Origin of the sequence: Mannheimia haemolytica (assembly GCF_004342115.1) — a bacterium.
Lineage (GTDB): Bacteria > Pseudomonadota > Gammaproteobacteria > Enterobacterales > Pasteurellaceae > Mannheimia > Mannheimia haemolytica.
In genome coordinates this window covers 67360-94035 of record NZ_SMAC01000008.1, presented here as the reverse complement: position 1 = coordinate 94035, position 26676 = coordinate 67360, and the positions used below count along the sequence as shown (strand labels likewise).

Genomic DNA, 26676 nt, shown 5'->3' with positions numbered 1-26676 from the left:
TTTGGGTGGAAAAGAATTTAAGCTCAAATTAATCTGACAGACACGGTAATTTAAAACGGGGGACTGTCAGATTAGGTTTGATCTTCTACACATTAAGATATCATCATAAATCGGTGAAATGAACACTTCCGGATTTTCAATCTTCATCTCCTTTGGTTTTTCTTCTAGCTTTTCTGGCTCTTTCTTATCTTTATTCTCTACCGGTTGAGTCGCTTCATTTGCCACACTGGATTGGGTCTTATCTACCTCTAGGGTTTCTGTTTTGTTTGATTCTTGCTCTACAGTTTGAGACTCTTTCATCTCCTTAGAAACCTCAGTATTGGCAATAGGTTCTTGTGCTTTCACTTCCGCTGATTTTTCCTCAGCTTGTGATTCTATATTTTTTGACTCAACTCTTGGCTTATAAGAGGGATCAAGTAATTGATGGCTAATATCCATTTTCGGATCAAGCCAAATTGCTACAATGGCATCATTGAAAGCTTTATTAAACACATCAGAGACTACTTTATCATTTAAAATAAAATAACCTCTATCTTCTAATGCAATATAGTGCAATGTATCTTCAGGCTTAATATCTGGGAAAGTTTTTCTCAGGTGGGTAATAACCTCATCTAGCTCTTTTTCAGGTAGCTTAATGCCTAAATTATTCCAAGTTCTTGCTAAAGAAACCGCAAAATCGCGCCCTTCCCACGGTTTTTTATATTGTAGAGTAAGCATTAAAGGACGTGTACCTTCTACATAAGTACCGCTCTCAGTAAAAAGCGTAATATGGTAAATATTAAATGGCCCCCACGTATAATTCACATCATTAATTTTTGTCCAATTTGCATTTGCTGTTGATAAAAATAGAGAAAACAACAGCGAAAAGACCACTTTATAGCTCATTATTTTTGTGTCCTTAAATCTAAAATTCCTACTCATTATTATAGCCTTAAATATGGCTCACACACATTATAATTTTCGATATAAATTTTGTGATCAAGTTCAAAAAAATAGAAAGATTTAACAGTAAATCAACAAAAAAATGCTAGTATTTAATCAAGTAAAATTTGCAACCACTATTAGGAGTTAAATATGTTTCCAGAATTTCGTGATCTCATAACCCAATTAAAGCAAAACAATTCACATTTTGCTCGCTTATTTGATAAACATAATGAGCTAGACCAGCGTATTAAGAATATGGAGGCAAATATTGAACTGGCAACATATGAAGAAGTTGAGGCACTAAAAAAAGAAAAATTGCATTTAAAAGACCAACTTTATGCAATTCTAAAACAAGAATCGGCTTAACCTAAAGTAAAAGCTCAGAAAATATTCTGAGCTTTAATTTCGGTCATATTAGACAATATTACAGTTTTACCGGCTCAATAATTTCGCTTGGGTAGCAACCCAACACTTTGAGGTAGCTGGTAACTTGCTCCAATTCCGCCAATGCTTTTTGGGTGTTCTCGGAATGAATATTTGCCTCCAGCTCCACATAAAACATCTCTTCCCAAGGTTTGCCGTAAATCGGGCGGGATTCCAGTTTCATCATACGAATATGATGATTTTTGAATACCATTAACGCATCGACCAATGCACCCGCCTGTTGCGTGGTGGTCATTAACAGTAACGTTTTGGTTTGTACCTGTGGCGAAACCTGCACAGCCTCTTTGGCAACAACAATAAAACGGGTGATATTGTGAGCTTGATTAGCAATATCGGTTTTGATATTCGTCAAGCCATACAATTTTCCGCCATCTTCATTGCCCAAGGCAACAATATTCGGCTTATTCAAGCGAGCCACCATTTGCATTGCGTGCGAGCTGCTTTCGCAATATTTGATATGTACTTTATCTAGCCCGGCTAAAAATTGGCTACATTGCTGGGCAGGCTGAGGGTGGGTGTAAATGGTATCCACCTCCGCCAAATCAACCGTGCCGTTTGCCAATACACAATGTTTGATTGGGTACGCCAATTCACCCACTAAGGTTAAATCGGTATGCTGCAATAAATCATACACTTCATTGATCGAACCTGAAGTCGTGTTTTCAAGCGGCAGTACGCCAAAATCGGCTTCACCAAGGCTGACTTTCTCAAATACTTCATTAAAAGAATGGCAGCTTAATTCCGCCAATGTGCCTTGATATTTTTTGGCAAACTGTCGAGATGCCATATTGGAATAAGAGCCTCGCATTCCCAAAAACGCAATCGAAACCTGCTCTTCTTTTTGTGCATTCAATTTATTTTGCAGATAATTTTGCTGAGTCAGCACTGAATCTTCAATAATACGTTGGAAAATTTGGGTCACATATTGCGGATCAAGCTGGTAATTCTCCGCTTCGGCAAAATTTACCAGTTCTTGAAGCAAAATCTTTTCCCGTTCTAAATCTCTCAAGGGTTTTTGTGTGATTTCTTTGCTCCGCACCACATCAAAGGCTAAGCGGTGACGTTCTGCCAGTAGCTTTAATAAATTGCGGTCTAAGTTGGTTATTTGGGTTCGAATATCGGCTAAATCTAAAGACATTATTTCACTCTCTGTCAGGCTAAATGCTGAAAATTATAACGAGTTGCAAAAGAAAGAAAAGACAAGCGGTCAAATTTACAAAAAAAATTTGCAAATCTAACCGCTTGTAAAACGTGTTTACTTTATTGAGTGCAATCAACAGGCTCGGCATTACCTAAAATGCCTTTGTGTCTGAGCAAGGCATCAAGGGTTGGCTTACGCCCACGGAAGCGTTCGAACAGCACCATTGGCTCTTCTGAACCGCCTCGGGTTAAGATATTATCTAAGAAAGACTGCCCCGTTTCAGGGTTGAAAATCCCCTCTTCCTCAAAGCGTGAATAGGCATCTGCTGAAAGCACTTCCGCCCATAAATAACTGTAGTAGCCCGCCGCATAGCCGCCTGCAAAAATATGCGAGAAACTGTGTGGCGTTCTCGCCCACTCTACGCCTTTGGCAACAGCGACTTGGTCTTTCACCTCTTTAAGTAAGGCTAACACTTGTCCTTGTTTGCTCGGGTCATATTCGGTGTGTAGGCGGAAATCAAACAAGCCAAATTCTAATTGGCGAAGCACAAACATTGCCGCTTGGAAGTTTTTCGCCGCCAATAATTGCTCCAATTTCGCTTTTGGTAACGGCTCGCCGGTTTCATAATGCCCTGAAATAAAGGCTAATGCCTCTTCTTCCCAGCACCAGTTTTCTAAGAATTGGCTTGGCAACTCCACTGCGTCCCACGGCACGCCGTTAATACCGGCAACATCGCCCACATCAATTTCAGTCAGCATATGGTGAATGCCGTGTCCGAATTCATGGAACAAGGTAGTCACTTCATCGTGAGTAAACAATGCCGGTTTATCGCCAATCGGTTTATTGAAGTTACAGGTTAAATATGCCACCGGTTTTTGTAATGTGCCGTCAGCCAAGCGTTTTTGGTTGATGCAATCATCCATCCACGCCCCACCACGTTTGTTTTCACGAGCGTATAAATCTAAGTAGAACGAGCCACGCAAGCGGTCATTTTTATCAAAAATATTGAAAAAACGTACGTCTTTGTGCCATACATCAACCTCTTTTTGTTCTTCCACACGCATACCGAAAATGCGTTTAATCACCTCAAATAAGCCCGATAATACACGATTTTCCGGGAAATACAGGCGAAGTTCTTCATCATTGACTGAATACAATGCCTGTTTTTGTTTTTCGCTGTAGAACGGAATATCCCATAAATCTAAATGTTCAATGCCGAAATGGGCTTTAGCAAATTTTTTCAAATCGCATAATTCATTTTTGCCTTGAGCTTTCGAGCGAGTGGCTAAATCGTTCAAGAAATCCAGCACCTGTTGTGGATTTTCCGCCATTTTGGTGGCTAATGAATAATCAGAATAGGTCTTAAAGCCGAGTAGTTGGGCTTTTTCGTGACGCAGTTTTAAGATCTCATCAATCACCGCACTATTATCCCATTTGCCTGCATTCGGGCCTTGATCAGAGGCACGAGTCACATAAGCACGGTACATTTCCTCACGCAATGCTTTGTTTTCACAATAAGTCATCACCGGCAAATAACTTGGGATTTCAAGAGTGAAGCGATAGCCTTTCTTACCTTTGCTTTCTGCGGATAATTTTGCCGCTTCTAATGCCGATTCCGGCAAGCCTTTAAGCTGTGCTTCATCGGTAATCACAATATCCCAGCCCATTGTTGCATCAAGTACGTTGTTGCTAAATTGCGAGTTGAGTTCCGACAAACGAGCTGAAATTTCGCCGTAGCGTTTTTGCTTCTCTGCCGGCAGTGAAATGCCTGATAATTCAAAATCTTGCAAGCTGTTTTCAATCGCCTTTTTCTGTGCAACCGAATAAGTTTCAAACTCAGGGCTGTTTTTTAACTTCACATAGCCTTGATATAACCCTTGATGTTGCCCCGCCCAAGTGCTGTATTCCGATAATAACGGCAAGCACGCTTGGTAAGCCTCACGCAACTCTGGGGAATTTTTCACCGCATTTAAATGCCCGACCGGTGACCACGCACGGGAGAATTTATCCCCAGCCATTGCTTGTGGCATATAGAAATTTTCCCACGTCGGGTTTTCAATTTGTGCGACTTTTTCAACAGTTTCACGGCATTCTTTGATCACCGCTTCTACCGCCGGTTTAATATGTTCAGGTTTGATTTGTGAGAACGCAGGCAAGCCCGTGTAATTTAAAAGAGGGTTAGACATATTAATGTTCCTTTTTAGATGTAGGGGCGAAATATTTTTCGCCCTTTTAAAAATAATATGACAAGGGCGAAAAATATTTCGCCCCTACAATTCAGGATTTTACAAAATTAAAATTTCACGGTATGCCCGTAACTTTCAATGATTTTTTGGATACGCTCTAAATCCTCTTTAGACGGTGGCATTACCCCTTCCAGCTCATATTTATAGCCTAAAGTTTCCCATTTATGAGCTCCTAAACGATGATAAGGCAGAAGTTCCACTTTCTCAATGTTATCCATTCCTTGAATAAACTGCCCTAAACGATGGGCAGAATCATCGTCATCGGTATAACCCGGCACGACCACATAGCGAACCCAAGTCGGTTTATTTAATTTGTGTAGATAACGGGCGAAATCAAGGGTACGCTTATTCGACACCCCGACTAAATCTTGGTGAACTTCATCATTGAGCTGTTTTAAATCCAGCAAGACCAAATCGGTCACTTCAAGCATTTCATCCACCACCGGGCTATAATGGCGAACAAAACCATTGGTATCTAAGCAGGTATTAATGCCTTCAGCCTTACAGGCACGAAACCAATCCCGCACAAACTCCATTTGCAACACCGCTTCCCCACCCGAAGCTGTTACACCACCGCCGGTTGCTTTCATAAAATGCTTATAAGTCGTGACTTCTTTCATCAGCTCTTCAACCGTAATTTCCTTACCACCATCAAGATCCCAAGTATCACGATTATGGCAATATTTACACCGCATCAAACAGCCTTGCAAGAACAGAATAAAACGAATCCCCGGTCCATCTACCGTACCGCAGGATTCAAAAGAATGGATACGTCCAACAACAGACATTTGTCACCTCAACCCTCAAAAAATTTTGAGAAATTGTAGCAAATTTTTATGTTGTTCGCAGAAATAAATCACACCGGTATATTTTAAGAAAGGAGAAAGTCATACTATTTTTTGCCTATTTCAGGAATAGGCTTTTATTAATCTATTGACTCCATCAACATATCAACCAAATATGTTTAAATTTTTGCATTTTTTAAAGCTATTTTGACCGCTTACAAGCAGTCGGTTTTTCTGAAAACTTTGCAAACCTAGCCGGCGTGGTATTTGGCGGCGACCTCTTTTACCAGTAAGTCGAAATCGCTTTCGTAGGTGAGATCCTGCTTGACTCGGTATTTTTCAAATTCGCTGAGGGCGAAAGATTTAGCAATTTCAGCGGTAACTTTGCCGGCATCTTGTAAGATTTCTCGGTCGGTGGCGGCAAGAAAGCGGTTAAGGCGGGTTTCCCAGTCTGCCATTGTCATCGGAATTTGGCGTTCTGCCATATCTTCCGCCATATCCAAATAGGCAGAGACCAGCCGTTGTAGTTGTGCTAATTCATTATCCGATAAATAATTTTTGGCAACCACCACATCAAAGGGGTAAATTTTGCCTTGCGGAGCGTCTTTCCAATTCGTTAGCCCCATATTCGGCTTTTCAGCGTTGGCTCGTGCCATAATCAGCTCGGCGGCGGTATGCCCGTGAATTGCCCAATGGAGCTTGTTCTGCACGGTGGCAAAAAAGCGTTTGGTGGCGGTTGCGGTGCGGTCGTAGTCCACGGCGGTAGCGTAAATGTCGGTGATTTTTTGGTAGAACTTGCGTTCGGATAACCGAATTTCCCGAATACGAGCAAGCTGTTCTTCAAAGTATTTTTTGCCCAAAATCGTGCCGTCATTTTTCAGCCGTTCATCGTCCATCGCAAAGCCTTTAATCGCAAAGCTCTGCACGATTTCGGTTGCCCATTTGCGAAACTGCACCGCTCGCTCGGAATTGACTTTATAACCCACCGCAATAATTGCCGACAGATTATAATGCTTGGTGTGGTAGTTTTTGCCGTCTTGGGCAGTTATCCAAAAAAATTGGATAACTGAATTTTCAGCTAACTCATTGTCACTAAAGATTTTTTTGAGATGATAGCTAATGGTTCGTACATCAACATCATACAACACCGCCATCATTTTTTGGCTAAGCCATACATTTTCATCGGCGTAAACGGCATCAACTTGGCTTTCGCCGGTAGCTGTAATAAAAGTGAGGTATTCCGCCACAGAGGAACGAATTAAATCTTGCTTAGACATCTCTTTCTCCCATATAGAACACTGTAATTATAAACAATATTACGAAAGCTGTGTAAATGAATAGCCAATTTTTCGAGCGAGATCACAAAAAAACCGCTTGCGGCATAAATGCTACAAGCGGTTGATTATTACTCACAAAATTGTTTCCAATTTTGTTCGCTCCTACGGAGCCGTCGGCAAAGCCAACGTTCAAAACGCAATGCGTTTTGTGGCTAAAAGTTTTGCAAATTGTAATTACATACTTTCAGTGAAGGTGCGGGTAATTACGTCCATTTGTTGCTCTTTGGTTAAAGAGTTGAAACGTACCGCATAGCCTGAAACACGAATCGTTAATTGCGGATATTTTTCAGGGTGTTCTACCGCATCTAATAATGTATCACGGTTTAACACGTTCACATTTAAGTGCTGACCGCCTTCTACAGTTGCTTCGTGGTGGAAGTAGCCGTCCATTAAGCCTGCAAGGTTACGTTTTTGGGCTTCGTAATCTTTACCTAACGCATTTGGTACGATAGAGAAAGTATAAGAAATACCATCTTTCGCATAGGCAAACGGTAATTTCGCCACAGAAGTTAATGAAGCTACCGCACCTTTCTGGTCACGACCGTGCATTGGGTTCGCACCCGGTCCGAATGGAGCACCTGAGCGACGACCGTCCGGTGTATTACCGGTTTTCTTACCATATACCACGTTAGAAGTGATAGTAAGCACAGACTGAGTCGGCGTTGCATTGCGGTATGTTTTGAGTTTTTGAATTTTCTTCATAAAACGTTCAACTAAATCAACTGCAATGTCGTCCACACGGTTATCGTTGTTACCGAATTGCGGATATTCACCCTCAATTTCAAAGTCGGTTGCTACGTTTTTCGCTACACCAACCACTTCGCCAGCTTTGTTTTTGATTTCAATATCGGTACGGATTGGTTTTACTTTCGCATATTTAATGGCTGAAAGTGAGTCTGCCGCTACTGAAAGCCCTGCGATACCACACGCCATTGTGCGGAACACATCACGGTCGTGAAGAGCCATTAATGCCGCTTCGTATGCATATTTATCGTGCATAAAGTGGATAATGTTCAGTGCTGTCACATATTGGGTTGCAAGCCAATCCATAAAGCTGTCTAAGCGGGTCATTACATCATCGTAATCTAAGTATTCACTTGTAATTGCTTCAGTTTTAGGCCCTACTTGGTCGCCTGATTTCTCATCAACACCGCCATTGATTGCGTATAACAAGGTTTTCGCTAAGTTTGCACGAGCGCCGAAGAACTGCATCATTTTACCCACGATCATTGGCGATACGCAGCACGCAATCGCATAGTCATCGTTTTGGAAATCCGGACGCATTAAGTCATCGTTTTCATATTGAACTGATGAAGTATCAATAGACACTTTCGCACAGTAGCGTTTAAATGCTTCCGGTAATTGTTCAGACCAAAGAATAGTTAAGTTTGGCTCCGGTGACGGTCCCATTGTGTAAAGGGTATGTAAAATACGGAAGCTGTTTTTGGTTACTAATGTGCGACCGTCTAAACCCATACCGGCTAAGGTTTCGGTTGCCCACATTGGATCGCCTGAGAATAATTGATCGTATTCTGGAGTACGCAAGAAACGCACCATACGCAATTTCATTACTAAGTGGTCGATTAATTCTTGGGCTTCTTGCTCGGTAATTTTACCGGCTCTTAAGTCACGTTCGATATAAATATCTAAGAAAGAAGACACACGACCAAAAGACATCGCCGCACCGTTTTGCGATTTTACCGCTGCAAGGTAAGCGAAATAAGTCCATTGCACCGCTTCTTGTGCATTGGTTGCCGGACCTGAAATATCAAAACCGTAGCTTGCTGCCATCTCTTTCATTTTGCCTAAAGCACGATGTTGCTCGGCAATTTCTTCACGCAGTTGAATCGTGGCTTGAATATCTTCGCCGGATTCTAAACGAGCTTGTAATGAGGCAAACTGGCGTTGTTTGTCTTTCATTAAGAAATCCGCACCGTAAAGTGCCATACGGCGGTAGTCACCGATAATACGACCACGACCATAAGCATCCGGTAAACCGGTAATTACGCCCGATTTACGGCAACGTAAAATATCCGGAGTGTAAACATCGAATACCCCTTGGTTATGAGTTTTACGATATTCAGTAAAGATTTGTTCTACTTCAGGTTTAAGCTCACGGCGATAAACTTTGCACGAACCTTTTACCATATTGATACCGCCAAACGGCATAATGGCACGTTTTAATGGGGCATCTGTTTGCAGACCGACGATTTTTTCTAACGATTTATCAATATAACCCGGTGCGTGTGAGGTAATGGTTGATGGCGTGTCGCAGTCAATATCATACGGCTCGTGTGTTTTGTTTTCTACTTTGATCATTTCCATCACATCTGCCCACAATTTGCTGGTTGCAGGTGTTACTTCAGCTAGGAAAGACTCATCACCCTCATAAGGTGTGTAGTTTTTTTGGATAAAATCACGTACATTTACTTCAGTTTGCCACTCACCTGCGGCAAAACCTTCCCACGCTTTTTGTTGAGCGTCTGTTAGTTGAGTCATTTTAAGTCCTCTGTGTTAGTAAGTTAAAACGGGAAAGCGGTAATTTTTTGCAAAAAATTTGCAAAATTTGACCGCTTGATTCTGAAATCTTAGTGCTTTCTAATGTATAAGAACCACTGCATTAAGCCGATGAAAAACACACCGCCGACAATATTACCCAGCGTTGCCGGAATTAGGTTCTTAAACACAAAATGATATAGATCTAAATCGGCAAATTGCGTTTGGTCAACATTGATTGCCGTCCAAAATTCAGGACCGGCAAAGTGAGAAATCGCAATTCCCATCGGAATCATAAACATATTTGCCACACAGTGTTCAAAGCCGGAAGCCACAAACATTGCAATCGGTAACATCATAATAAAGGCTTTATCGGTTAGGCTTTTACCTGCATAAGACATCCACACCGCAATGCACACCATAATGTTACAGAAAATGCCTAAACAGAAAGCCTCAAACCATTGGTGGTGAATTTTGTGCTGTGCGGTATTTAAAATAACCAAACCCCATTGCCCTTTGGCTGCCATAATCTGACCACTAAACCAAATCAACAATACAATGGAAATCGCCCCAACAAAGTTACCGAAATACACCACTACCCAGTTTTTAAACATCTGTAACCAGTTAATTCTTTGGCTGGCTCTGGCTACAATCGTAAGTGTTGATGAGGTAAAAAGTTCTGCCCCAAACACCACACACATAATCACGCCGAGTGAAAATACCAAACCACCAATCAGTTTAGCCATACCCCAAGGCATTTGGCTCGCACCCACTTGAGTTGTGGTATAAAATACAAATGCTATTGCAATAAAACCGCCCGCAGTAATGGCAGAGAGAAAGGAATATAATTGATTTTTTGTTGCTTTATAAACCGCACCATCTTCTGCGATTTTTGCCATTTCAGCAGGAGAAAACATCAGACAACCTTAACAATGAGAATTGAAAAACCGATATATTATGTAGAAATTATAGACCTCTTGAGATAATCTTCAAATAAAAATATTACACAATCAGAGGTATTTCGATGTCTTTTTTTGATATAGAACAAAATCCATAAAAAACACAACATTCAAGAAAATTTATAACTACATTTTAATAACAAACCAACTACAATTTTATGACAGAATATCTCACTTCCTTTTTCAGTTTATTCTTTTCCGAACAAAATCAACTCTTTACTATGTTTCTGAGTGGATTTCTAAGCGCTACCCTCTTACCCGGAAATTCTGAAATTATCTTCACTACCTTAGCAAGCCAACATCTCATCACTTATGGCTCTTTATCCTCATTTTCACTGTTCAATTTACTCTTGGTTGCAACCTTAGGTAATAGTTTAGGTAGCATAACCACTTATGCGATAGGGCTATTACTCCCTCGCCCACAGAATACTACCAATCGTTATTCACAATGGGCATTAGCCAAAAGTGAAAAATATGGCGTGTTAGTCTTGCTTTTTAGTTGGTCACCGATTGTAGGCGATATTTTCTGTGGCATTGCCGGCTGGCTACGGTTTAGCCTTTGGCAAAGCATTCTCTTTATTGTGATTGGGAAATTGTTACGTTATCTGTTTTTGCTGGCAACTCTCTATTCGGTGTTACCGCATATTTTATAGAAAACAAAAGCGGCTGTTTTGCAAAAAATTTTACAAAAACAACCGCTTGTGCTTTATAAGTTTCTTAACGCTTCAATACGTTTTTCTAACGGAGGGTGGCTCATAAACAACTCTTTACCACGGCTACCGTTAATCATAAAGGCAGCAAGAGAGCCTTCCATTTCTTGCGGTTCGTGAACACGTTGCAAGCGTTGTAATGCCGCAATCATTTTCTCTTTACCGACTAATTGAGCAGAGCCTGCATCTGCACGAAATTCACGTTGGCGAGAGAACCACATTGCAATCATTGTTGCTAACACACCAAACACCATCTGTAACACAATATCTACTACCCAGAACACCAGCGTATTGGTGCTTGAATTGCCATTTTCGTCACGTGAACTTGCCGCCATTGTCGAAATAATACGAGCTAAGAAAATGACGAAAGTATTTAACACGCCTTGTAATAAAGTCATTGTAACCATATCGCCATTCGCAATGTGCGCCACTTCGTGTGCTACTACCGCTTCAGCTTCGTCTTTAGTCATTGAATTCAGCAAGCCGGTGCTGACTGCAACTAAAGAATTACTTTTCGTTGCTCCTGTAGCGAATGCATTTACATCAGCCGAATGGTAAATCGCAATGTCCGGCATTGGGATATTCGCTTGCTGAGCCTGACGTTGTACAGTGTTGAATAACCATTGCTCCGCTTCGTTACGAGGCTGTGTAATCACCTCTGCCCCAACCGAACGCAATGCCATTGATTTCGACATAAATAGCGAAATTAAAGACCCACTGAAACCGAAGACTAACGAAAGCACCAAAATACCGGCAGTGCTTTGCCCTTGAATGCCGGTCACTTTAAAAATAAGGTTTAATACGATCCCTAAAACAAAGGTAATCGCTAAGTTAGTTAATAAAAATAGAATGACACGTTTTGCCATAATGTTTTCAATCTCCAAAAATATAGATGCAATGATTGCACGAATAAGATAATGACTTTAGCCTTAATTTCAAGTCATTATTTACAATTATTCCCACAAATTTAACTGTTTATTCACTTTTTTCTCGGGAAAGTGAACACTTAGACCGATTAATCGCACCTTTCGTTCCTTTCTTCGGGTAAAAATTTGCTGTAGCAACTCGCCAAATCGCTCATACGCAAAGCCATCGGTGGTTCGTTCAAGCGTGGTTTGGCTAAAATCATCAAACTTGAGTTTAATGCCTAACTTTTTAAACTCAGTTAATGGCGTATCGCCCCAGTTTCGTTGCAACCGAAAAACCAGTTTGTCGAATAAATCTGCCACAATCTTTTCCGCTTGCTCAAGGGTTGAAATATCGTGCAACAGCGTATTTTCCACCGCCAGCGATTTTCTTTCACGATAAGACTCTACCGCTCGTTCATCAATACCGTGGCTAAAATCCCAAAGCCGTTGCCCGAATTTGCCAAACGCTCGGTAAATAACCGCTTTTTCTGCTTGCTGAATATCACCACAGGTTTCAAAGCCAAGCTGTTTTAATTTTTCATTGGTTACTTTCCCCACACCCGGAATTTTTGCAAGCGGTAGATTTTTCACAAAATTTTGCACATCATCAGGCGTAATCACACATTGTCCGTTAGGTTTGTTTTGATCGGAGGCAATTTTTGCTAAAAATTTAAGCGGAGCAACTCCTGCCGAGGCAGTTAAATGCAATTCATTGAAAATATCATTGCGGATTGCTTGAGCAATCCAAGTGGCGGAGCCAAAATAGCGTTCGCATTCGGTTACATCTAAATAGGCTTCATCAAGCGACAAGGCTTCAATCACATCCGTATAGCGATGAAAAATTTCGTGAATTTGAGCGGAAACCAATTTATACAACGCCATATTCACCGGCAATAAAATTAAATTCGGGCATTTCTTCAACGCAGTTGCCGTTGGCATTGCACTGTGTAAGCCGAATTTTCGAGCCTCGTAATTACAGGTTGTCAGCACACCTCGTTGATTAGCATTGCCGCCCACCGCCACCGGCTTACCGACCAACGCCGGGTTTTCCCGCATTTCGACCGCTGCATAAAAACAATCCATATCAATATGGATAATTTTTCGCTTATGTTTAGCTTGAATCGACATTTGCAATATTTTCCCCAAAAACGACCGCTTGCAACACAAATAACTGTATATAAAAACAGTTTTATTTTATGCCCTTATTGTTAGAATTTCAAGTTTAAAAATAGCGATAAAAAGGATAAAAAATGCTCTACGGTTTAGCCATTGTGCTGATTCCGCTTTTTCTCGGTTACTTAATAACCCTCAAAAACCACCGCTATATGGCAATAGTAAACAGAGTGGTCAGCCTCTGCCTTTACTTGATTTTATTAGTGATGGGGATTTCTCTCGGACAAATTGATAACATTCTCACCGAACTGCCACAGATTGGCGGTACGGCGTTTAGTTTAGTGGTAATTTTACTCCTTTCAAACATTATCGGCTTGGTGATTTACGACAAATTACAACCGATGAAAAGAGACAAAGTCAATCAAGATCAACTTCCCTCCCGCCTGCATTTGTTGATTGATTCCTTTAAATTAATCGGCATTACCTTATTAGGCGGGATCATCGGCTATTTCACCAAAGGCGTGGTGGATTTCCCTCTGCACGCCAGCACCTATGTGTTAGAAGTGATGATTTTCGGGGTGGGGATTCAACTGCGAAACAGCGGTATTCCCCTGCGTGAAGTGTTCTTTAACAAACGGGGGATTTATACCTCGATTGTAATGGTGGCAAGTTCCCTGATTGGTGGCGTGATTTCGGCATTCACCTTAGATTTATCCCTTGCTAAAGGCTTAACCTTTGCCTCTGCATTCGGTTGGTATTCCCTTTCAAGCGTATTGGTAAACGATGCTTGGGGCCCGATTTACGGCAGTATTGCCTTTTTTAACGACATCTCGCGTGAAATTTTATGCCTGTTTTTAGTACCACTGTTTATGCGTCAATTTCCGTCCACCGCAGTCGGCATTGGCGGAGCGACTTCATTAGATTGTATGCTCCCTATTATTCAAAAATCGGGCGGTATTCAAATTGTGCCGCTGGCAATCAGCTTCGGTTTTATTGTTAATTTAGCCGCTCCATTGTTATTAGCCGTTTTTATTGGGCTGGAAGGATAAATCACAAGCGGTGATTTTTATCCCACTTTTTGCAAAAAATGGAATAAAAATCACCGCTTGTTTGCTTTTATTTATCCATCTTCGCTGAATTTTCCGCTATAATCCTTAAGTTTTCCCCGAAACTTGGGATATTTATTTTCAAAAGGATAATTTTATGATGCGTTCTCACTACTGCGGTGCATTAAACCGCTCACACCTTGGACAAACAGTTACCTTAAGCGGTTGGGTTCATCGTGTTCGTAACCTTGGTCGTTTTATTTTTATGCAAATTCGTGATCGTGAAGGCATTGTGCAGGTGTTTTTCGATGAGAAAGATGAAGCACTTTTCAAGCAAGCATCGGCCTTACGTTCTGAGGCGTGCGTGCAAATTCAAGGTGAAGTGATTGCCCGTGATGAATCGCAAATCAATAAAGAGATGGCAACCGGTGAAATTGAAGTGTTAGTAAAAAATTTAGTGGTGTATAACAACGCTGAAGTATTGCCGTTAGACTTCAATCAAAACAATACCGAAGAACAGCGTTTAAAATACCGCTATTTGGATTTACGCCGCCCTGAAATGGCAGAAAAGCTCAAAACCCGTGCTAAAATCACCAGTTTTGTCCGCCGTTTTATGGACGATAACGGTTTCTTAGACATTGAAACCCCGATGCTGACCAAAGCTACTCCTGAAGGTGCGAGAGATTACCTCGTGCCAAGCCGTGTGCATAAAGGCAAATTCTATGCTCTGCCACAATCACCTCAGCTATTTAAACAGTTGCTAATGATGTCGGGCTTCGACCGTTATTACCAAATCGTGAAATGTTTCCGTGATGAAGATTTGCGTGCCGACCGCCAGCCGGAATTTACCCAAATAGACGTGGAAACCAGCTTTATGACTGCCGAAGAAGTGCGTGCATTAATGGAAGCGATGATCCACGGCTTATGGAAAAAGACCTTAGGCGTTGATCTCGGTAAATTCCCAATGATGACGTGGAATGAAGCAATGACCCGTTTCGGTTCAGACAAACCGGATTTGCGTAACCCACTGGAAATGGTTGATGTGGCAGATATTTTAAAATCGGTTGATTTCAAAGTATTTAGCGGTCCGGCGAATGATCCGAAAGGGCGTGTAGTGGCACTTCGTGTGCCAAACGGTGCAGCTCTAACCCGTAAAAATATTGATGACTACACCCAATTTGTCGGCATTTATGGGGCAAAAGGCTTGGCTTGGTTAAAAGTGAATGATATGAACACAGGTTTAGAAGGCATTCAAAGCCCGGTTGCAAAATTCTTAAATGCAGAAGTGCTAAAAGCCTTAGTTAAACGCTTAAACTTGCAAAAAGACGACATTGTATTCTTCGGTGCGGATAACTGGCACGTTGCGACTAACGCCATCGGTGCGTTACGCTTAAAAGTGGGGAACGATTTAGGCTTAACCGATACCACAGCGTGGAAACCGTTATGGGTGATTGATTTCCCAATGTTTGAACGTGATGATGAAGGCAACTTATCGGCAATGCACCACCCGTTCACTTCACCGAAAGAATTATCGCCGGAAGAATTAGTGCAAGATCCGGAAAATGCGGTGGCAAACGCTTACGATATGGTAATTAACGGCTACGAAGTGGGCGGTGGCTCGGTACGTATTTTCAGCCAGCAGATGCAACAAACCGTGTTCAGCATTTTAGGCATTAACGAAGAAGAGCAAAAAGAGAAATTCGGTTTCTTATTAGATGCGTTAAAATTCGGTACTCCGCCACACGCAGGCTTAGCCTTCGGTTTAGACCGCTTAACGATGTTGATTACAGGAACTGATAACATTCGTGATGTCATCGCTTTCCCGAAAACCACCGCTGCAGCGTGTTTAATGACAGAAGCACCAAGTTATGCGAATCCGAAAGCGTTGGAAGAGTTAGCAATCCGTACAATTCCACAAGAGTAATCGGTAGGGGCGAAATATTTTTCGCCCTTTTTATTTAACAAGCGGTCGAAAAAGTGAAAAACTTTGCAAAAGTAATAATCGCAAAATTATTCTCTAAATAACATAATAAAGACTCTTTTCTCTTCTCTATGTTACTACTAAATATCCCCTATTATTTTAATTATTACCTTATTTGGGTATTGAGCAGATTTATGCCGAACAAGATAATAGCGCTGAATAATTGTGTGGTATTTAAATGAATATTTAATCGATTTAAATAATCTTTTTAATAGCGCTCAAATCTGATCTACTTACATATTTATACAGGTTTCAAATAATAATGAAGCATACTTTCAAGCTCTCTCTTCTAGCAACATCAATTGCTATTTCTCTTTCACCAACATTACTGGCATCTATTGTACGTGGTGATGTCGATTATCAATATTTTCGTGATTTAGCAGAAAATAAAGGCCAATTTTTTGTTGGGGCAACCAATATTCCAGTTATTGATAAAACGGGCAAAAACATCGGTACTTTTTTACAGGTTACACCAACTAAGCAGGTTGAAGTGGAATCAAATATTTCACCTAAGCCGAATGTAAGCCTATCTGAATGCTTTGATAATGAAAGTTTACCCGGTTGTTATGAATTTCTCTATGGTGGAGGTGATGAAGACTCTAATGATCTACCTGTTTTTGAAACAGTAACAGGTGAGACTATGTCTATTCCAATGATTGACTTCTCTTCCATTACTCGTCAAACAGGGATTGCAACATTAGTTAATCCACAATACGTTATTAGTGTAAACCACAACCAAGGCTATCGGGACATTCAATTTGGTGATTCATCTAGCGAAAAAGCCGACGACCATCATTACAATTATAGTGTGGTGCGCCGTAATAACTATATGCCTGATCCAAATAAAGAAAGAACAGATCTCGGGAAAGGCATAGAAAAACGTGAACGTAATGACGAAGGAGAAAAACTGATTTTAGATGGTTCAGGTAACCCAACGCCCCGCTGGGACTACCACGCACCTAGGTTATCGAAATTAGTAACTGAAGTCGCTCCAGCTAATGAGATTGAACGCACTACCGAAAATGTACAAGATTTTTATAGTGTATTTAGCGACCCTTTTATTTTCCCCATGTTTATTCGTGCCGGTTCTGGTAGACAAGCAGTGATTAACAACGAAAGAGATCGCTTAAACAACGGGCGTATTGAAGTCGGTAACGGTCCTTTTTTGACAGGAGGTAGCGTTCTGCCTGTTACTAATGGCGATCCAAGCGTTCCAGGCAGCGATTTTAACAGCCGTATTTTAGTAGCAAAAACTGAAAATAATACTATAAACGATGTATTTAAAGACCACGGCTACGGTCCCTTAACAACTCTCGGTTTACCTGGCGATAGTGGCTCCGCTCTTTTTGGTTATGATGTTCGTACCAAAAAATGGGTTGTGTTAGGTGTATATAGTGACTATTTCTCAGAGAATAATACGCCTGGGGGAGATGTTTATAAATCTTACTGGAACTATCACCACCCACATTATGTACGTGCTTTAGAAAAAGAAAATAATGCAGGCGCTATTAATGCAAATGGTGCTAGACTCACTTGGACACCTTCTGGCAATACCAGCTCAATCGTAGGAGGGAATGCTCCTCTTACAGTTAATTTAGCAGATACTTCATTACCAACACTTCAAGGTCATAATGGTAATACAGGCGATAACCCTTGGAATCCTCAACTCCAACACGGTAAAACATTCCATATTTTGGGTGAAAACAATACGCTAAGTCTCACAGAGAATATCAACCAAGGTGCAGGAGCAATCCATTTTCATGGTAATACCACTGTGGAAGGTATGAAAGCAGGCATTACTTGGTTAGGAGCCGGTGTTGATATTGATAAAGATAAAAATGTGATCTGGAAAATCAGTAACCCTGCTGGTGACAGATTATCAAAAATCGGACAAGGGACACTAACTATCAACGGCAAAGGAGAAAACAAAGGCTCCGTTAGCGTTGGTGACGGCACTGTTATATTAAATCAACAAGCGGATGAAAATAACAAAAAATCTGCATTTTCAGAGCTAGGTATTGTGAGTGGCAGACCTACCGTAATCCTCAATTCATCAGATCAAATGGATCCTAACAATATCTATTTTGGTTATCGTGGTGGGCGCTTAGATGTCAACGGCAATGATCTCACGTTCCGCCGTATTCAGAATAGCGATGAAGGAGCGATGGTTGTCAATCATAATACAGCCCAAACAGCAAACATTACACTAACCGGCATAGTTAGTCCAACAATTGACCAAGTGAAAGTTCAAGCAATTACTAGTCCAGATCAGGTTTCTCGTCATTTGGACAAAGATATTTTCACATATCAACGTTTTCCACACTTGCCAACTAATTTTATCCGTTTGAAAAAACCTTTAAGCGTTGCAGAGATCACAGCTATTTTTAATGCGCGTAAAGTTTTCATCGATTTAGACTTTGCTACTGGTCTCATTCGTGAAAACGAATACTTTGAAGTACTCAAGGTAACAGATGAAAGTGCTGCAAAGCAACAAATACTTGCTGAAAAAATCAAAGCAGCAGAAGGCACCGTCCAAGGTTTTAACGGTTATTTTGGTGAAACTGATCCTAGCAAAACCAATGGTCGATTAAACATTACAATGAACAGTAATGAAGTAGCAAACGGCAAATTGCTTATCACTGGGGGAACGAACCTCAACGGTACGCTTTCTGCAGAAGGTACAAGCGAAATCATTTTATCGGGCCGTCCAACACCTCATGCCTATGATAAAGTAGCGAATAAAGAAGTCCTGATTGAAGGCGACTGGATCAACCGATCGTTCAACGCAACAATCTTTGCAGCTAAAGACAATGGCAAGCTTGAAATCAGCCGTAATGTTGCCAATATTAACGGTAATTTTAATTTAACAGATAATGCTACCGCTCAAATTGGTTTTACCCAAGGTACCTCACAAGCATGTATTCGCTCTGACCGCACAGGCGTAGCAACCTGTAATATTAACGCTACTTTATCAGAGACTGATTTAAACAGCTGGGAGAGAACCAAAGTGGCTGGCAATGTCTCTTTAGCTGACAATTCAACATTTTCGTTAGGCAGTAAAGCAGACTTAACTGGCTCAATTACAGCTCAGGAGTCCACTAAGGTTCAACTTAATGATGGAAGTATTGCTAATTTAACCGGCTTGAGTACAACAGGAATATTTAATGGCGCCAATGGTTCAACCGTTAATCTTTCTGGGGTATGGACAACCTTAACCAACACTGTTGTAGATGTCTTGAATGTCGCAAATGGTAGCCAAATCCATTTAAACACTCCAACTGCAACAAAACAGAATACGCTTACCGCTAATACCCTCACAGGGAACGGCATATTTAAATTTGTCGCTGATCTGACGAAAACAGCGAGCGATATAGTCACAATTAAAGACACCGCAAGCGGTCAATTTTCGATAGAAATTAGCACAAATGGTAGCGCCCATTCAGCCCAAAAGATTAAATTATTTGAAACAACAAATGAAGAAGACTTTTCTCTTAATTTAGCAAATGAAGTGCGCTCAGGCGAATATCGCTACCATTTACTCAAAGAAGGGAATGTGTATTACCTCAATCCAGAGAAAGAGGAAGAACCTAAAATTACTCAAAAAGGGCCAAGTGAAACCGCTGACCCATTACCTGAATACACCGGGGATATTGAGTATTCTGAAAAAGGGCCGGGTGAAACTGCTGATCCGTTACCTGAATACACAGGAGACATTGAGCATTCAGAAAAAGGATCGGGTGAAACCGCTGAGCCATTACCTAAATACAATGGAAATGCACATTTGATCGCATCCGAGTTAACTGCGCAAACTAATGCTGTATTAGGTGTAACTACAGTATTAGATCATGTAATTCATTCGGAAGGGACCCAAAATTGGAAAGTATGGTCTAAAACAGATTATCAAACGACAGAGCATCGCTCTGCCGGATATGGATTTAAACAAGATGCGAACGTTATCCATCTAGGATTAGAGAAAGCCTTAGATAATCAGGTCACACTTGGTATGATATTATCTCAATCAAAAGCGAGAAATAATTTTGACCATTATTATAGCGGTAAAGGCCGCTTAACAATGCTATCAATGTATGCGAAGAAAACATGGCAAAATGGTGTTTTTGTTGCGATAGATACCGGTTTTGGGAAAGCAAGCAATCGCTTAACTTATCAAGCAAATACAGTAAAATTAGATCGTTCAGTATTTGTAACAGGGCTTAGTATCGGTAAAGCATGGGAATCTGCAAACGTGAATATAATCCCATCATTTAGCGCCCGTTATCATCATTTATCTTCAGCAGGTAATCAACTTGTAGATGCAAAAATCGAAACAAACGCTGTTGATCTTCTCGCTCTTCAAGCTGGTCTGTCAATTAATAAAACGCTTGAACTAAATGGCCTGCAAATAAAACCGGAAATAGGTAGCTATTTTGTTGATGCAAGCCATGGGAAATTAAGAACACGTTTCAATAATTTACAAATAGAGCAGCAAATGGGGCGTTATTTTAAACAAGAAGCAGGTATATCCGCTAATTATCGCAATATAAACGCAGGAATTCAGGCAGGTTTCTTAACGGGGAATACGCTAAATAAACAGCGTTATATCTCGTTCAAAGTTACATATGAATGGTAAATATTGAGATTAAGGGCTATCCATTACTAAATGGCATAGCCCTTTATTTACTCCTCAACAATGTAAATTACCCATCAAAACAAACTCTGCTGCCCAAGCAAATTCTCCGGCACAGGTTTGATTTGAAATCCTTTTTCCGCCAAAAAGCCTTTTAGGGTTTGAATATTATAAAAGGCGTGGCTTTTAGTGGTGTTTTCAAAGTAGAGATAGAGCCTGTCAAATTCCGTTCTGCGGTTAAAAAGCAATTCTGCCAAGCCTTTTAATTCCTCGTCTGAATAGCGGTAATCGTGGCATTCTGCCGCACTCTGCCCTTTCCACCAATTCGGGTTACGACCATGTAAGCGTAAATAAGCAGTACGTTGGTTGGCAAAAAAGTGAAATGCCGGTAAGCCGATATTTTGTGGGTAATCCACATTACACCAAATCAGATTAGAGCTTTTCGCAAAGGTATCAAACACCGCCGGAATATGCCAGCTTGGGTGGCGAAATTCAATCGCTAACGGATAATCCGCAAACCATTGGCACAACTCGGCAAGGTAACGGCGGTTAAGTGGCGTACGTTCAAATTGAGTTGGGAACTGAACAAATAAATTTGCCAATAACCCTTCAGCGGTGAACGGAGCTAACGCATTAAGAAATAATTGTGCTTGATCTAAAGTCGCCGTGCGTTGATGGCTGAAATCTTGATGCAGTTTCACCGAAAAATTCAGCCGACCTTCCGCTTTCTGCACCATTCCTTCAAAGGCTTTCTGCCCGATGGGGGCGTGGAATGTGCTGTTAATTTCCAGCGTGTCGTAATGTTGGCTATAGACAAAGAGAAAATCCTCTTTTGCAGTGCCGAATGGGTAAAGCGTGCCGATTAAATCTGTGTCGGCATAGCCGCCGGTGCCAATATAAATATGAGGGAGCATTGTGTTTATTCTTTCAATTTTTTGCAAATTTTAATGGTTTTTTAACCGCTTGCAAACTGAGAATAAAAGAGTAAGATTTGGCTATCTTTTCTTATTTCATCATCATTATGTGGATTTGGTTTACTCTGCTGGCAGCCGTGGCTCAAGCCGGTCGCAATGCCTTTCAAAAGCAATTAAGCGTCAATGTGCCTGTATTGGGGGTAACGCTCGCCCGCTTTTTCTATGCTGTGCCGTTGGCAAGCGGTTATCTCTATTTTTTATACCAATATGACGATAACCTCAACATTCCCCATTTTCCACCGCTGTTTTTTGTATATGCTATCGGGGCTGGGTTGGCTCAAATTCTGGCAACTTCGCTAATGGTGCAACTTTTTCACTTAAAAAATTATGCAATAGGTGTCGGGCTGGCGAAAAGCGAGGCAGTATGGGCGGCTTTACTGGGCGTGTTATTTTTTGGTGTAACCATCAGTGGCATTGGCTGGCTTGGCGTGGTACTAGGTGGAGTGGCGATTTTCTTAATGACCGGCAGCGGTAATCTACGCCAACTTTCGTGGAAAACACTCTTTCTCGGCATAGCCAGCGGTTTATGTTTCGCCCTCACATCACTTTTGGTGCGAGAGGCAAGCCTGCAACTCAACAGCCACTATTTGCTTTCAGCGGCGTGGGTACTTTTTAGCGTGATTAGCTTTGAGGCAGTGATATTGGTTATATACCTAGCTCTTCTCCAAAAAGAGACACTGATTAAATTCTTTCGTTTTCCAAAATTAGGTATGTTGACCAGCCTGTTTTCATTTCTCGGCTCATTCGGTTGGTTCAATGCAATGAGCCTGAACCACGTTGCCTTTGTAAAAACGCTTGGACAAGTGGAAATTTTCTTTATTCTCGGTATTTCCTATTTTGTGTTTAAAGAACGGCTTAAAATTCAAGATTTTATAGGGCTGATTTTAGTAGTGATTGCCGCAATCTTGGTGGTGCTGGGCTAGATCGGATTTTTACGTTTTTTATCTAGCTTTGTAGGGTGGGCATAAGCCCACGCAAAACCAATAAATCATTTATCCGTGGGCTTACGCCCACCCTACGATACCTAAAAAAATTAAATTTCACATCTTAGTAATAAAATGAACTATAAAAATCCTCATAGTATCCTTGTGGTGATTTATGCTAAAAATACCCAACGAGTATTGATGCTACAACGCAAGGACGATCCTGATTTTTGGCAATCGGTGACCGGTTCGATCAATATTGGAGAAACACCGCTGGAAGCAGCAGAACGGGAAGTGAGCGAAGAAACCGGTTTGCAAACTTTTGAGCAAAAACAACCGCTTGTTGATTGCCAAAAGCAGATAGAATTTGAAATTTTCCCGCATTTTCGGTATAAATACGCACCTAATATCACACATTGTGTCGAACATTGGTTTTTGCTGCCACTTGATAGTGAGCAAGAGCCTATTTTAACCGAACATTTGGCATATCGTTGGGTTTCAGTGGAAGATGCGGTTCGACTGACTAAATCTCCCAACAATGCCCAAGCAATACAAGAATATTTAACATCAAAATAAGGAAACAACAGAATGGCAGGCCATAGTAAGTGGGCAAATATTAAACACCGTAAAGCGGCACAAGATGCACAACGCGGTAAAATTTTTACTAAATTAATTCGTGAATTGGTGACTGCCGCCAAACTCGGCGGTGGTGATACCTCTTCCAACCCTCGTTTGCGTGCGGCGGTGGATAAAGCGTTATCCAGCAATATGACCCGTGATACCATCAACCGTGCAATCGAGCGTGGTGTAGGCGGTGGCGATGATACCAATATGGAAACCAAAATCTACGAAGGTTACGGCCCGGGTGGTACAGCAGTGATGGTGGAATGTTTAAGTGATAACGCTAACCGTACGATTTCCCAAGTTCGTCCAAGTTTCACAAAATGTGGCGGTAACCTAGGTACTGAGGGTTCGGTAGGTTATTTATTTAGCAAAAAAGGCTTAATTTTAGTGGCAAATGCCGATGAAGATGCCTTAACTGAAGCTGCTATTGAGGCCGGTGCGGACGATATTCAACCACAAGAAGATGGTAGCTTTGAAATTTATACCGCTTGGGAAGATTTAGGCTCAGTGAAAGACGGCATTGAGGCTGCAGGCTTTAAAATTGAGAATGCAGAAGTAACAATGATTCCATCAACTACCGTTGAACTTGACGCAGAAACTGCACCAAAACTTCTTGATTTAATCAACCGCCTTGAAGATTGTGATGATGTACAAAACGTTTATCACAATGGTGAAATCAGTGACGAAGTCGCTGCATTACTGTAATAAAAAAATCACGCAAAATAAGCATAATTTAGGTTATGCTTATTTTTTATGAACTTTTTTCCTATATTACTGACTAACCTAATGTAGTTTATATGCTACTACTTTACTATAACATTTTAAGGAGAGTCTATGAAATTAGTGAAATTTGTCCCTGCCCTAGCAGCAACTTTAGTATTAGCCGCTTGCTCTAATGCAAACACACAATCTGCTCCTCAGCAAGCTCAGGACGCTGTGACTAAAGCGGCTGAACAAGCAACACAGCAAGTGAATGAAATTGCAGGTAATGCACCTCGTGCAAGTGGTGCAGTAAAAGTAGAAAAAGCAACTGATGGTGCAAAATCAATTGTATATCGTTGCCAAAGTGGTAAACGTGTAACTGCGAATTATGTCTTCCAAGGAGAAGAGGCAAAAGCAGTAAATCTATTAGTCCAAAGCGGCGGTAAAACACAAAAGATCCCAACATTAACTCGTGATGCCTCAAACCAAGATTCTACTTCATTCAAAACGGATAAATATTCTTGGGATTTAGACACAGGCTTTACCTTATCATCTAATGGCCAGTCAGGTATGCTAACCAAATATGGTGCTAAAACAGATACCATCGTTGCTAAATTATGTGATGTAGATAAAGCATTAACCTCAAAATTAAATAAATAATCTTTCTTGATTTTACTACTCATAAGCGAGAAGATAATATCTTCTCGCTTATTTTATTGCACAAAGATGGCTATTATTTTAGGAATTGACCCCGGCTCAAGGGTAACAGGTTACGGTGTGATTCGCCAAAACGGGCGACAGCTGGAATATTTAGGAAGTGGGGCTATTCGAACCACGGCTGAAGATCTGCCTACCCGCTTAAAACGGATTTATGCAGGCGTGAGTGAAATCATCACTCAATTTCAACCAAATATGTTCGCCATAGAGCAGGTATTTATGGCAAAAAACCCTGATTCTGCCTTAAAGCTCGGGCAGGCTCGAGGAACAGCGATTGTAGCAGCGGTTAATCACGATTTACCTGTGTTTGAATATGCCGCCCGATTAGTCAAACAAACCGTTACGGGAATTGGTTCTGCTGATAAAGTACAAGTGCAAGATATGGTAACCCGTATGCTTAAACTCTCCGCCAAACCACAAGCCGATGCGGCTGATGCATTAGCCATTGCGATTACCCACGCTCATTCAATCCAACATTCACTGATTGTTGCTAAGCAAAGCCAGCAGAATGTGAGTAGTGAGAAAGAGCAAATTTTAGCACTAATGAAAACCCGTTATAGCCGGGGAAGGTTTAGGTTAAAAGGCTAACTCAATATAAAATGACCGCTTGGAACTAATGTTTCAAGCGGTCATTTTTTGAGAAAATTTTACAATTACTCGCCTTCAAAAGGAGCTGAGAAACGTTCAATTCTCGCCCCAATCTGACGTAATTTTTCTTCGATGTGTTCATAGCCACGGTCTATGTGGTAAATTCTATCCACAATCGTTTCACCCGTTGCAATACAGCCTGCCAACACTAAGCTGATGGAAGCACGCAAGTCAGTTGCCATTACTTCTGCTGATTTTAACTGCTCTACACCATAGCAAATTGCAGTATTACCTTCAATTTCCGCTTTGGCACCCATACGAATCAGCTCAGGAATATGCATAAAACGGTTTTCAAAAATCGTTTCTGTAATACGGCTTGTGCCTTCTGCAACGGTATTTAATAAGGTAAATTGAGCTTGCATATCAGTTGGGAAACCTGGGTGTGGCATAGTGCGAATGTTCACTGCTTTCGGGCGACGACCTAGAGAATCAAGCGTGATAGTATTTTCCGTCACATCAACCTGCATTCCAGCTTCACGTAATTTTTCGATCACTGCATCAAGAGTGTCTGCTTTGGTGTTACGGCAAGTAATTCGACCACCGGAAATAGCCGCTGCCACTAAAAATGTACCGGTTTCAATACGATCCGGCACTACGCTGTGTTCGCAACCGCCTAAATGCTCAACCCCTTCAATGGTAATCATATCGGTACCTGCACCAGAAATTTTAGCTCCCATCGCATTTAAGAAATCGGCAGTATCTACAATTTCAGGCTCACGAGCAGCATTTTCAATAACAGTAGTACCTTTTGCTAGAGTACCTGCCATCATCACCGATAAAGTTGCTCCTACGCTCACTTTATCCATATAGATTCTTGCACCGTTTAAACGACCGTTTGAAGTTGCTTTGACATAGCCTTCATCAAGCTCGATTTTCGCCCCCATTTTTTCAAGACCGGAAATGTGCATATCTACCGGTCTTGCCCCGATAGTACAACCGCCCGGTAAAGAAACTTGCCCAAGTTGGAACCGGGCAACTAATGGAGCTAACGCCCAAATTGAAGCACGCATTGTTTTCACTAATTCGTAAGGTGCAACGTAATTATTGATCTTACTCGCATCAATATGTACCACGCCTTTATCGCTACCTTTTTCAACCGTTACCCCTAATTGGCGTAAGATTTTAAAAGTGGTGTCCACATCTTTTAAATCAGGCACATTTTTTAACGTAACTGTTTTTTCAGCCAAAATAGCGGCAAATAAAATAGGGAGTGCGGCATTTTTCGCACCTGAAATATCGACAGTACCATTTAAAGAAAATGGACCATACACACGAAATTTTTCCATTTGGGAGATCCTAAAAAATAATAATTTGTAGGGGCGAAAAATTTTTCGCCCAATTTTCCAACGTTTACAAAAGAGTTTGGGCGAATAG

21 protein-coding genes are annotated in these 26676 nt (G+C 41.2%); 10 read left to right on the top strand and 11 right to left on the bottom strand.

Translation table 11 applies throughout. The features are described 5' to 3' along the window. Positions 1 to 66: 66 nt before the first annotated feature. Entirely contained in the window at positions 67 to 885 is an 819-nt protein-coding gene (locus EDC41_RS04255; protein ID WP_020831136.1) for a chalcone isomerase family protein, read from the bottom strand. A 189-nt stretch (positions 886 to 1074) separates the two neighbouring features. Here EDC41_RS04255 and EDC41_RS04250 point away from each other — a divergent pair, with 189 nt between their 5' ends. Continuing rightward, the gene (locus EDC41_RS04250) at positions 1075 to 1290 is read left to right on the top strand and encodes an HP1242/YdcH family protein (protein WP_006251804.1); all 216 of its coding nucleotides are present in this window, start codon (positions 1075 to 1077) and stop codon (positions 1288 to 1290) included. Between the two features lie 58 nt (positions 1291 to 1348). Here the strand turns inward: EDC41_RS04250 and EDC41_RS04245 are convergent, their stop codons facing one another. The 6 genes from EDC41_RS04245 to focA form a co-directional block, all read right to left on the bottom strand. Beyond that, positions 1349 to 2506: a chorismate mutase gene (locus tag EDC41_RS04245; protein ID WP_006250033.1), complete on the bottom strand. Its 1158-nt coding sequence runs from the start codon at positions 2504 to 2506 to the stop codon at positions 1349 to 1351. 122 nt (positions 2507 to 2628) lie between these two features. Then, positions 2629 to 4695 (bottom strand): oligopeptidase A, encoded by a 2067-nt coding sequence (gene prlC, locus EDC41_RS04240; RefSeq protein ID WP_006251803.1) that lies wholly within the window; start codon positions 4693 to 4695, stop codon positions 2629 to 2631. 107 nt (positions 4696 to 4802) lie between these two features. Then, positions 4803 to 5543, bottom strand: a complete 741-nt coding sequence (pflA, locus tag EDC41_RS04235; RefSeq protein WP_006251802.1) for a pyruvate formate lyase 1-activating protein — start codon at positions 5541 to 5543, stop codon at positions 4803 to 4805. Positions 5544 to 5791: 248 nt separating this feature from the next. Then, positions 5792 to 6817: a virulence RhuM family protein gene (locus EDC41_RS04230; RefSeq protein ID WP_006251801.1), complete on the bottom strand. Its 1026-nt coding sequence runs from the start codon at positions 6815 to 6817 to the stop codon at positions 5792 to 5794. Positions 6818 to 7051: 234 nt separating this feature from the next. Beyond that, positions 7052 to 9376 carry a formate C-acetyltransferase gene (gene pflB, locus EDC41_RS04225; protein WP_006251800.1) on the bottom strand — a complete coding sequence of 775 codons (2325 nt, stop codon included), beginning with the start codon at positions 9374 to 9376 and terminating at the stop codon, positions 7052 to 7054. A gap of 89 nt (positions 9377 to 9465) precedes the next feature. Further along, complete coding sequence (gene focA / locus EDC41_RS04220) at positions 9466 to 10290, bottom strand: formate transporter FocA (protein ID WP_006251799.1); 825 nt, start codon at positions 10288 to 10290, stop codon at positions 9466 to 9468. A gap of 200 nt (positions 10291 to 10490) precedes the next feature. Between focA and EDC41_RS04215 the strand changes: the two genes are divergently transcribed. Continuing rightward, the gene (locus tag EDC41_RS04215) at positions 10491 to 10985 is read left to right on the top strand and encodes a YqaA family protein (RefSeq protein WP_006251798.1); all 495 of its coding nucleotides are present in this window, start codon (positions 10491 to 10493) and stop codon (positions 10983 to 10985) included. A gap of 53 nt (positions 10986 to 11038) precedes the next feature. Here EDC41_RS04215 and htpX read toward each other — a convergent pair whose 3' ends face one another. Further along, positions 11039 to 11908 carry a protease HtpX gene (gene htpX / locus EDC41_RS04210; RefSeq protein ID WP_006253684.1) on the bottom strand — a complete coding sequence of 290 codons (870 nt, stop codon included), beginning with the start codon at positions 11906 to 11908 and terminating at the stop codon, positions 11039 to 11041. Positions 11909 to 11995: 87 nt separating this feature from the next. Continuing rightward, on the bottom strand, positions 11996 to 13078 hold the full coding sequence (dinB, locus tag EDC41_RS04205; protein ID WP_006251796.1) for a DNA polymerase IV: 1083 nt from the start codon (positions 13076 to 13078) through the stop codon (positions 11996 to 11998). A 122-nt stretch (positions 13079 to 13200) separates the two neighbouring features. Between dinB and EDC41_RS04200 the strand changes: the two genes are divergently transcribed. From EDC41_RS04200 to EDC41_RS04190, 3 genes are all read left to right on the top strand, one after another. Beyond that, positions 13201 to 14112: a LysO family transporter gene (locus EDC41_RS04200; protein WP_006251795.1), complete on the top strand. Its 912-nt coding sequence runs from the start codon at positions 13201 to 13203 to the stop codon at positions 14110 to 14112. A 154-nt stretch (positions 14113 to 14266) separates the two neighbouring features. After that, complete coding sequence (aspS, locus tag EDC41_RS04195) at positions 14267 to 16033, top strand: aspartate--tRNA ligase (RefSeq protein WP_006253225.1); 1767 nt, start codon at positions 14267 to 14269, stop codon at positions 16031 to 16033. Positions 16034 to 16352: 319 nt separating this feature from the next. Continuing rightward, complete coding sequence (locus tag EDC41_RS04190; RefSeq protein ID WP_006251793.1) at positions 16353 to 20717, top strand: S6 family peptidase; 4365 nt, start codon at positions 16353 to 16355, stop codon at positions 20715 to 20717. A gap of 74 nt (positions 20718 to 20791) precedes the next feature. Here EDC41_RS04190 and EDC41_RS04185 read toward each other — a convergent pair whose 3' ends face one another. Further along, entirely contained in the window at positions 20792 to 21628 is an 837-nt protein-coding gene (locus EDC41_RS04185) for a DUF72 domain-containing protein (protein ID WP_006251792.1), read from the bottom strand. A 77-nt stretch (positions 21629 to 21705) separates the two neighbouring features. Between EDC41_RS04185 and EDC41_RS04180 the strand changes: the two genes are divergently transcribed. The 5 genes from EDC41_RS04180 to ruvC all read left to right on the top strand — a co-directional run bounded on the left by EDC41_RS04180 (position 21706) and on the right by ruvC (position 25242). Next, on the top strand, positions 21706 to 22611 hold the full coding sequence (locus EDC41_RS04180; RefSeq protein ID WP_020831133.1) for a DMT family transporter: 906 nt from the start codon (positions 21706 to 21708) through the stop codon (positions 22609 to 22611). A gap of 135 nt (positions 22612 to 22746) precedes the next feature. After that, complete coding sequence (nudB, locus tag EDC41_RS04175; protein WP_006249686.1) at positions 22747 to 23187, top strand: dihydroneopterin triphosphate diphosphatase; 441 nt, start codon at positions 22747 to 22749, stop codon at positions 23185 to 23187. 12 nt (positions 23188 to 23199) lie between these two features. Then, positions 23200 to 23940, top strand: a complete 741-nt coding sequence (locus EDC41_RS04170) for a YebC/PmpR family DNA-binding transcriptional regulator (RefSeq protein ID WP_006249687.1) — start codon at positions 23200 to 23202, stop codon at positions 23938 to 23940. Between the two features lie 129 nt (positions 23941 to 24069). Beyond that, positions 24070 to 24597 carry an ACP-like domain-containing protein gene (locus tag EDC41_RS04165; protein ID WP_006251789.1) on the top strand — a complete coding sequence of 176 codons (528 nt, stop codon included), beginning with the start codon at positions 24070 to 24072 and terminating at the stop codon, positions 24595 to 24597. A 66-nt stretch (positions 24598 to 24663) separates the two neighbouring features. Continuing rightward, positions 24664 to 25242, top strand: coding sequence for a crossover junction endodeoxyribonuclease RuvC (gene ruvC, locus EDC41_RS04160; RefSeq protein WP_006249689.1), 579 nt, complete (start codon positions 24664 to 24666; stop codon positions 25240 to 25242). Between the two features lie 65 nt (positions 25243 to 25307). Here ruvC and murA read toward each other — a convergent pair whose 3' ends face one another. Continuing rightward, entirely contained in the window at positions 25308 to 26588 is a 1281-nt protein-coding gene (gene murA / locus EDC41_RS04155; protein ID WP_006251788.1) for a UDP-N-acetylglucosamine 1-carboxyvinyltransferase, read from the bottom strand. Positions 26589 to 26676 lie beyond the last annotated feature (88 nt).

Excerpts from the sequence above, each read along its gene's own strand:
- EDC41_RS04255 (WP_020831136.1), bottom strand. The coding sequence starts at position 885 with ATGAGCTATAAAGTGGTCTTTTCGCTGTTGTTTTCTCTATTTTTATCA.
- EDC41_RS04250 (WP_006251804.1), top strand. The coding sequence starts at position 1,075 with ATGTTTCCAGAATTTCGTGATCTCATAACCCAATTAAAGCAAAACAAT.
- EDC41_RS04245 (WP_006250033.1), bottom strand. The coding sequence starts at position 2,506 with ATGTCTTTAGATTTAGCCGATATTCGAACCCAAATAACCAACTTAGAC.
- prlC (WP_006251803.1), bottom strand. The coding sequence starts at position 4,695 with ATGTCTAACCCTCTTTTAAATTACACGGGCTTGCCTGCGTTCTCACAA.
- pflA (WP_006251802.1), bottom strand. The coding sequence starts at position 5,543 with ATGTCTGTTGTTGGACGTATCCATTCTTTTGAATCCTGCGGTACGGTA.
- EDC41_RS04230 (WP_006251801.1), bottom strand. The coding sequence starts at position 6,817 with ATGTCTAAGCAAGATTTAATTCGTTCCTCTGTGGCGGAATACCTCACT.
- pflB (WP_006251800.1), bottom strand. The coding sequence starts at position 9,376 with ATGACTCAACTAACAGACGCTCAACAAAAAGCGTGGGAAGGTTTTGCC.
- focA (WP_006251799.1), bottom strand. The coding sequence starts at position 10,290 with ATGTTTTCTCCTGCTGAAATGGCAAAAATCGCAGAAGATGGTGCGGTT.
- EDC41_RS04215 (WP_006251798.1), top strand. The coding sequence starts at position 10,491 with ATGACAGAATATCTCACTTCCTTTTTCAGTTTATTCTTTTCCGAACAA.
- htpX (WP_006253684.1), bottom strand. The coding sequence starts at position 11,908 with ATGGCAAAACGTGTCATTCTATTTTTATTAACTAACTTAGCGATTACC.
- dinB (WP_006251796.1), bottom strand. The coding sequence starts at position 13,078 with ATGTCGATTCAAGCTAAACATAAGCGAAAAATTATCCATATTGATATG.
- EDC41_RS04200 (WP_006251795.1), top strand. The coding sequence starts at position 13,201 with ATGCTCTACGGTTTAGCCATTGTGCTGATTCCGCTTTTTCTCGGTTAC.
- aspS (WP_006253225.1), top strand. The coding sequence starts at position 14,267 with ATGATGCGTTCTCACTACTGCGGTGCATTAAACCGCTCACACCTTGGA.
- EDC41_RS04190 (WP_006251793.1), top strand. The coding sequence starts at position 16,353 with ATGAAGCATACTTTCAAGCTCTCTCTTCTAGCAACATCAATTGCTATT.
- EDC41_RS04185 (WP_006251792.1), bottom strand. The coding sequence starts at position 21,628 with ATGCTCCCTCATATTTATATTGGCACCGGCGGCTATGCCGACACAGAT.
- nudB (WP_006249686.1), top strand. The coding sequence starts at position 22,747 with ATGAACTATAAAAATCCTCATAGTATCCTTGTGGTGATTTATGCTAAA.
- EDC41_RS04170 (WP_006249687.1), top strand. The coding sequence starts at position 23,200 with ATGGCAGGCCATAGTAAGTGGGCAAATATTAAACACCGTAAAGCGGCA.
- EDC41_RS04165 (WP_006251789.1), top strand. The coding sequence starts at position 24,070 with ATGAAATTAGTGAAATTTGTCCCTGCCCTAGCAGCAACTTTAGTATTA.
- ruvC (WP_006249689.1), top strand. The coding sequence starts at position 24,664 with ATGGCTATTATTTTAGGAATTGACCCCGGCTCAAGGGTAACAGGTTAC.
- murA (WP_006251788.1), bottom strand. The coding sequence starts at position 26,588 with ATGGAAAAATTTCGTGTGTATGGTCCATTTTCTTTAAATGGTACTGTC.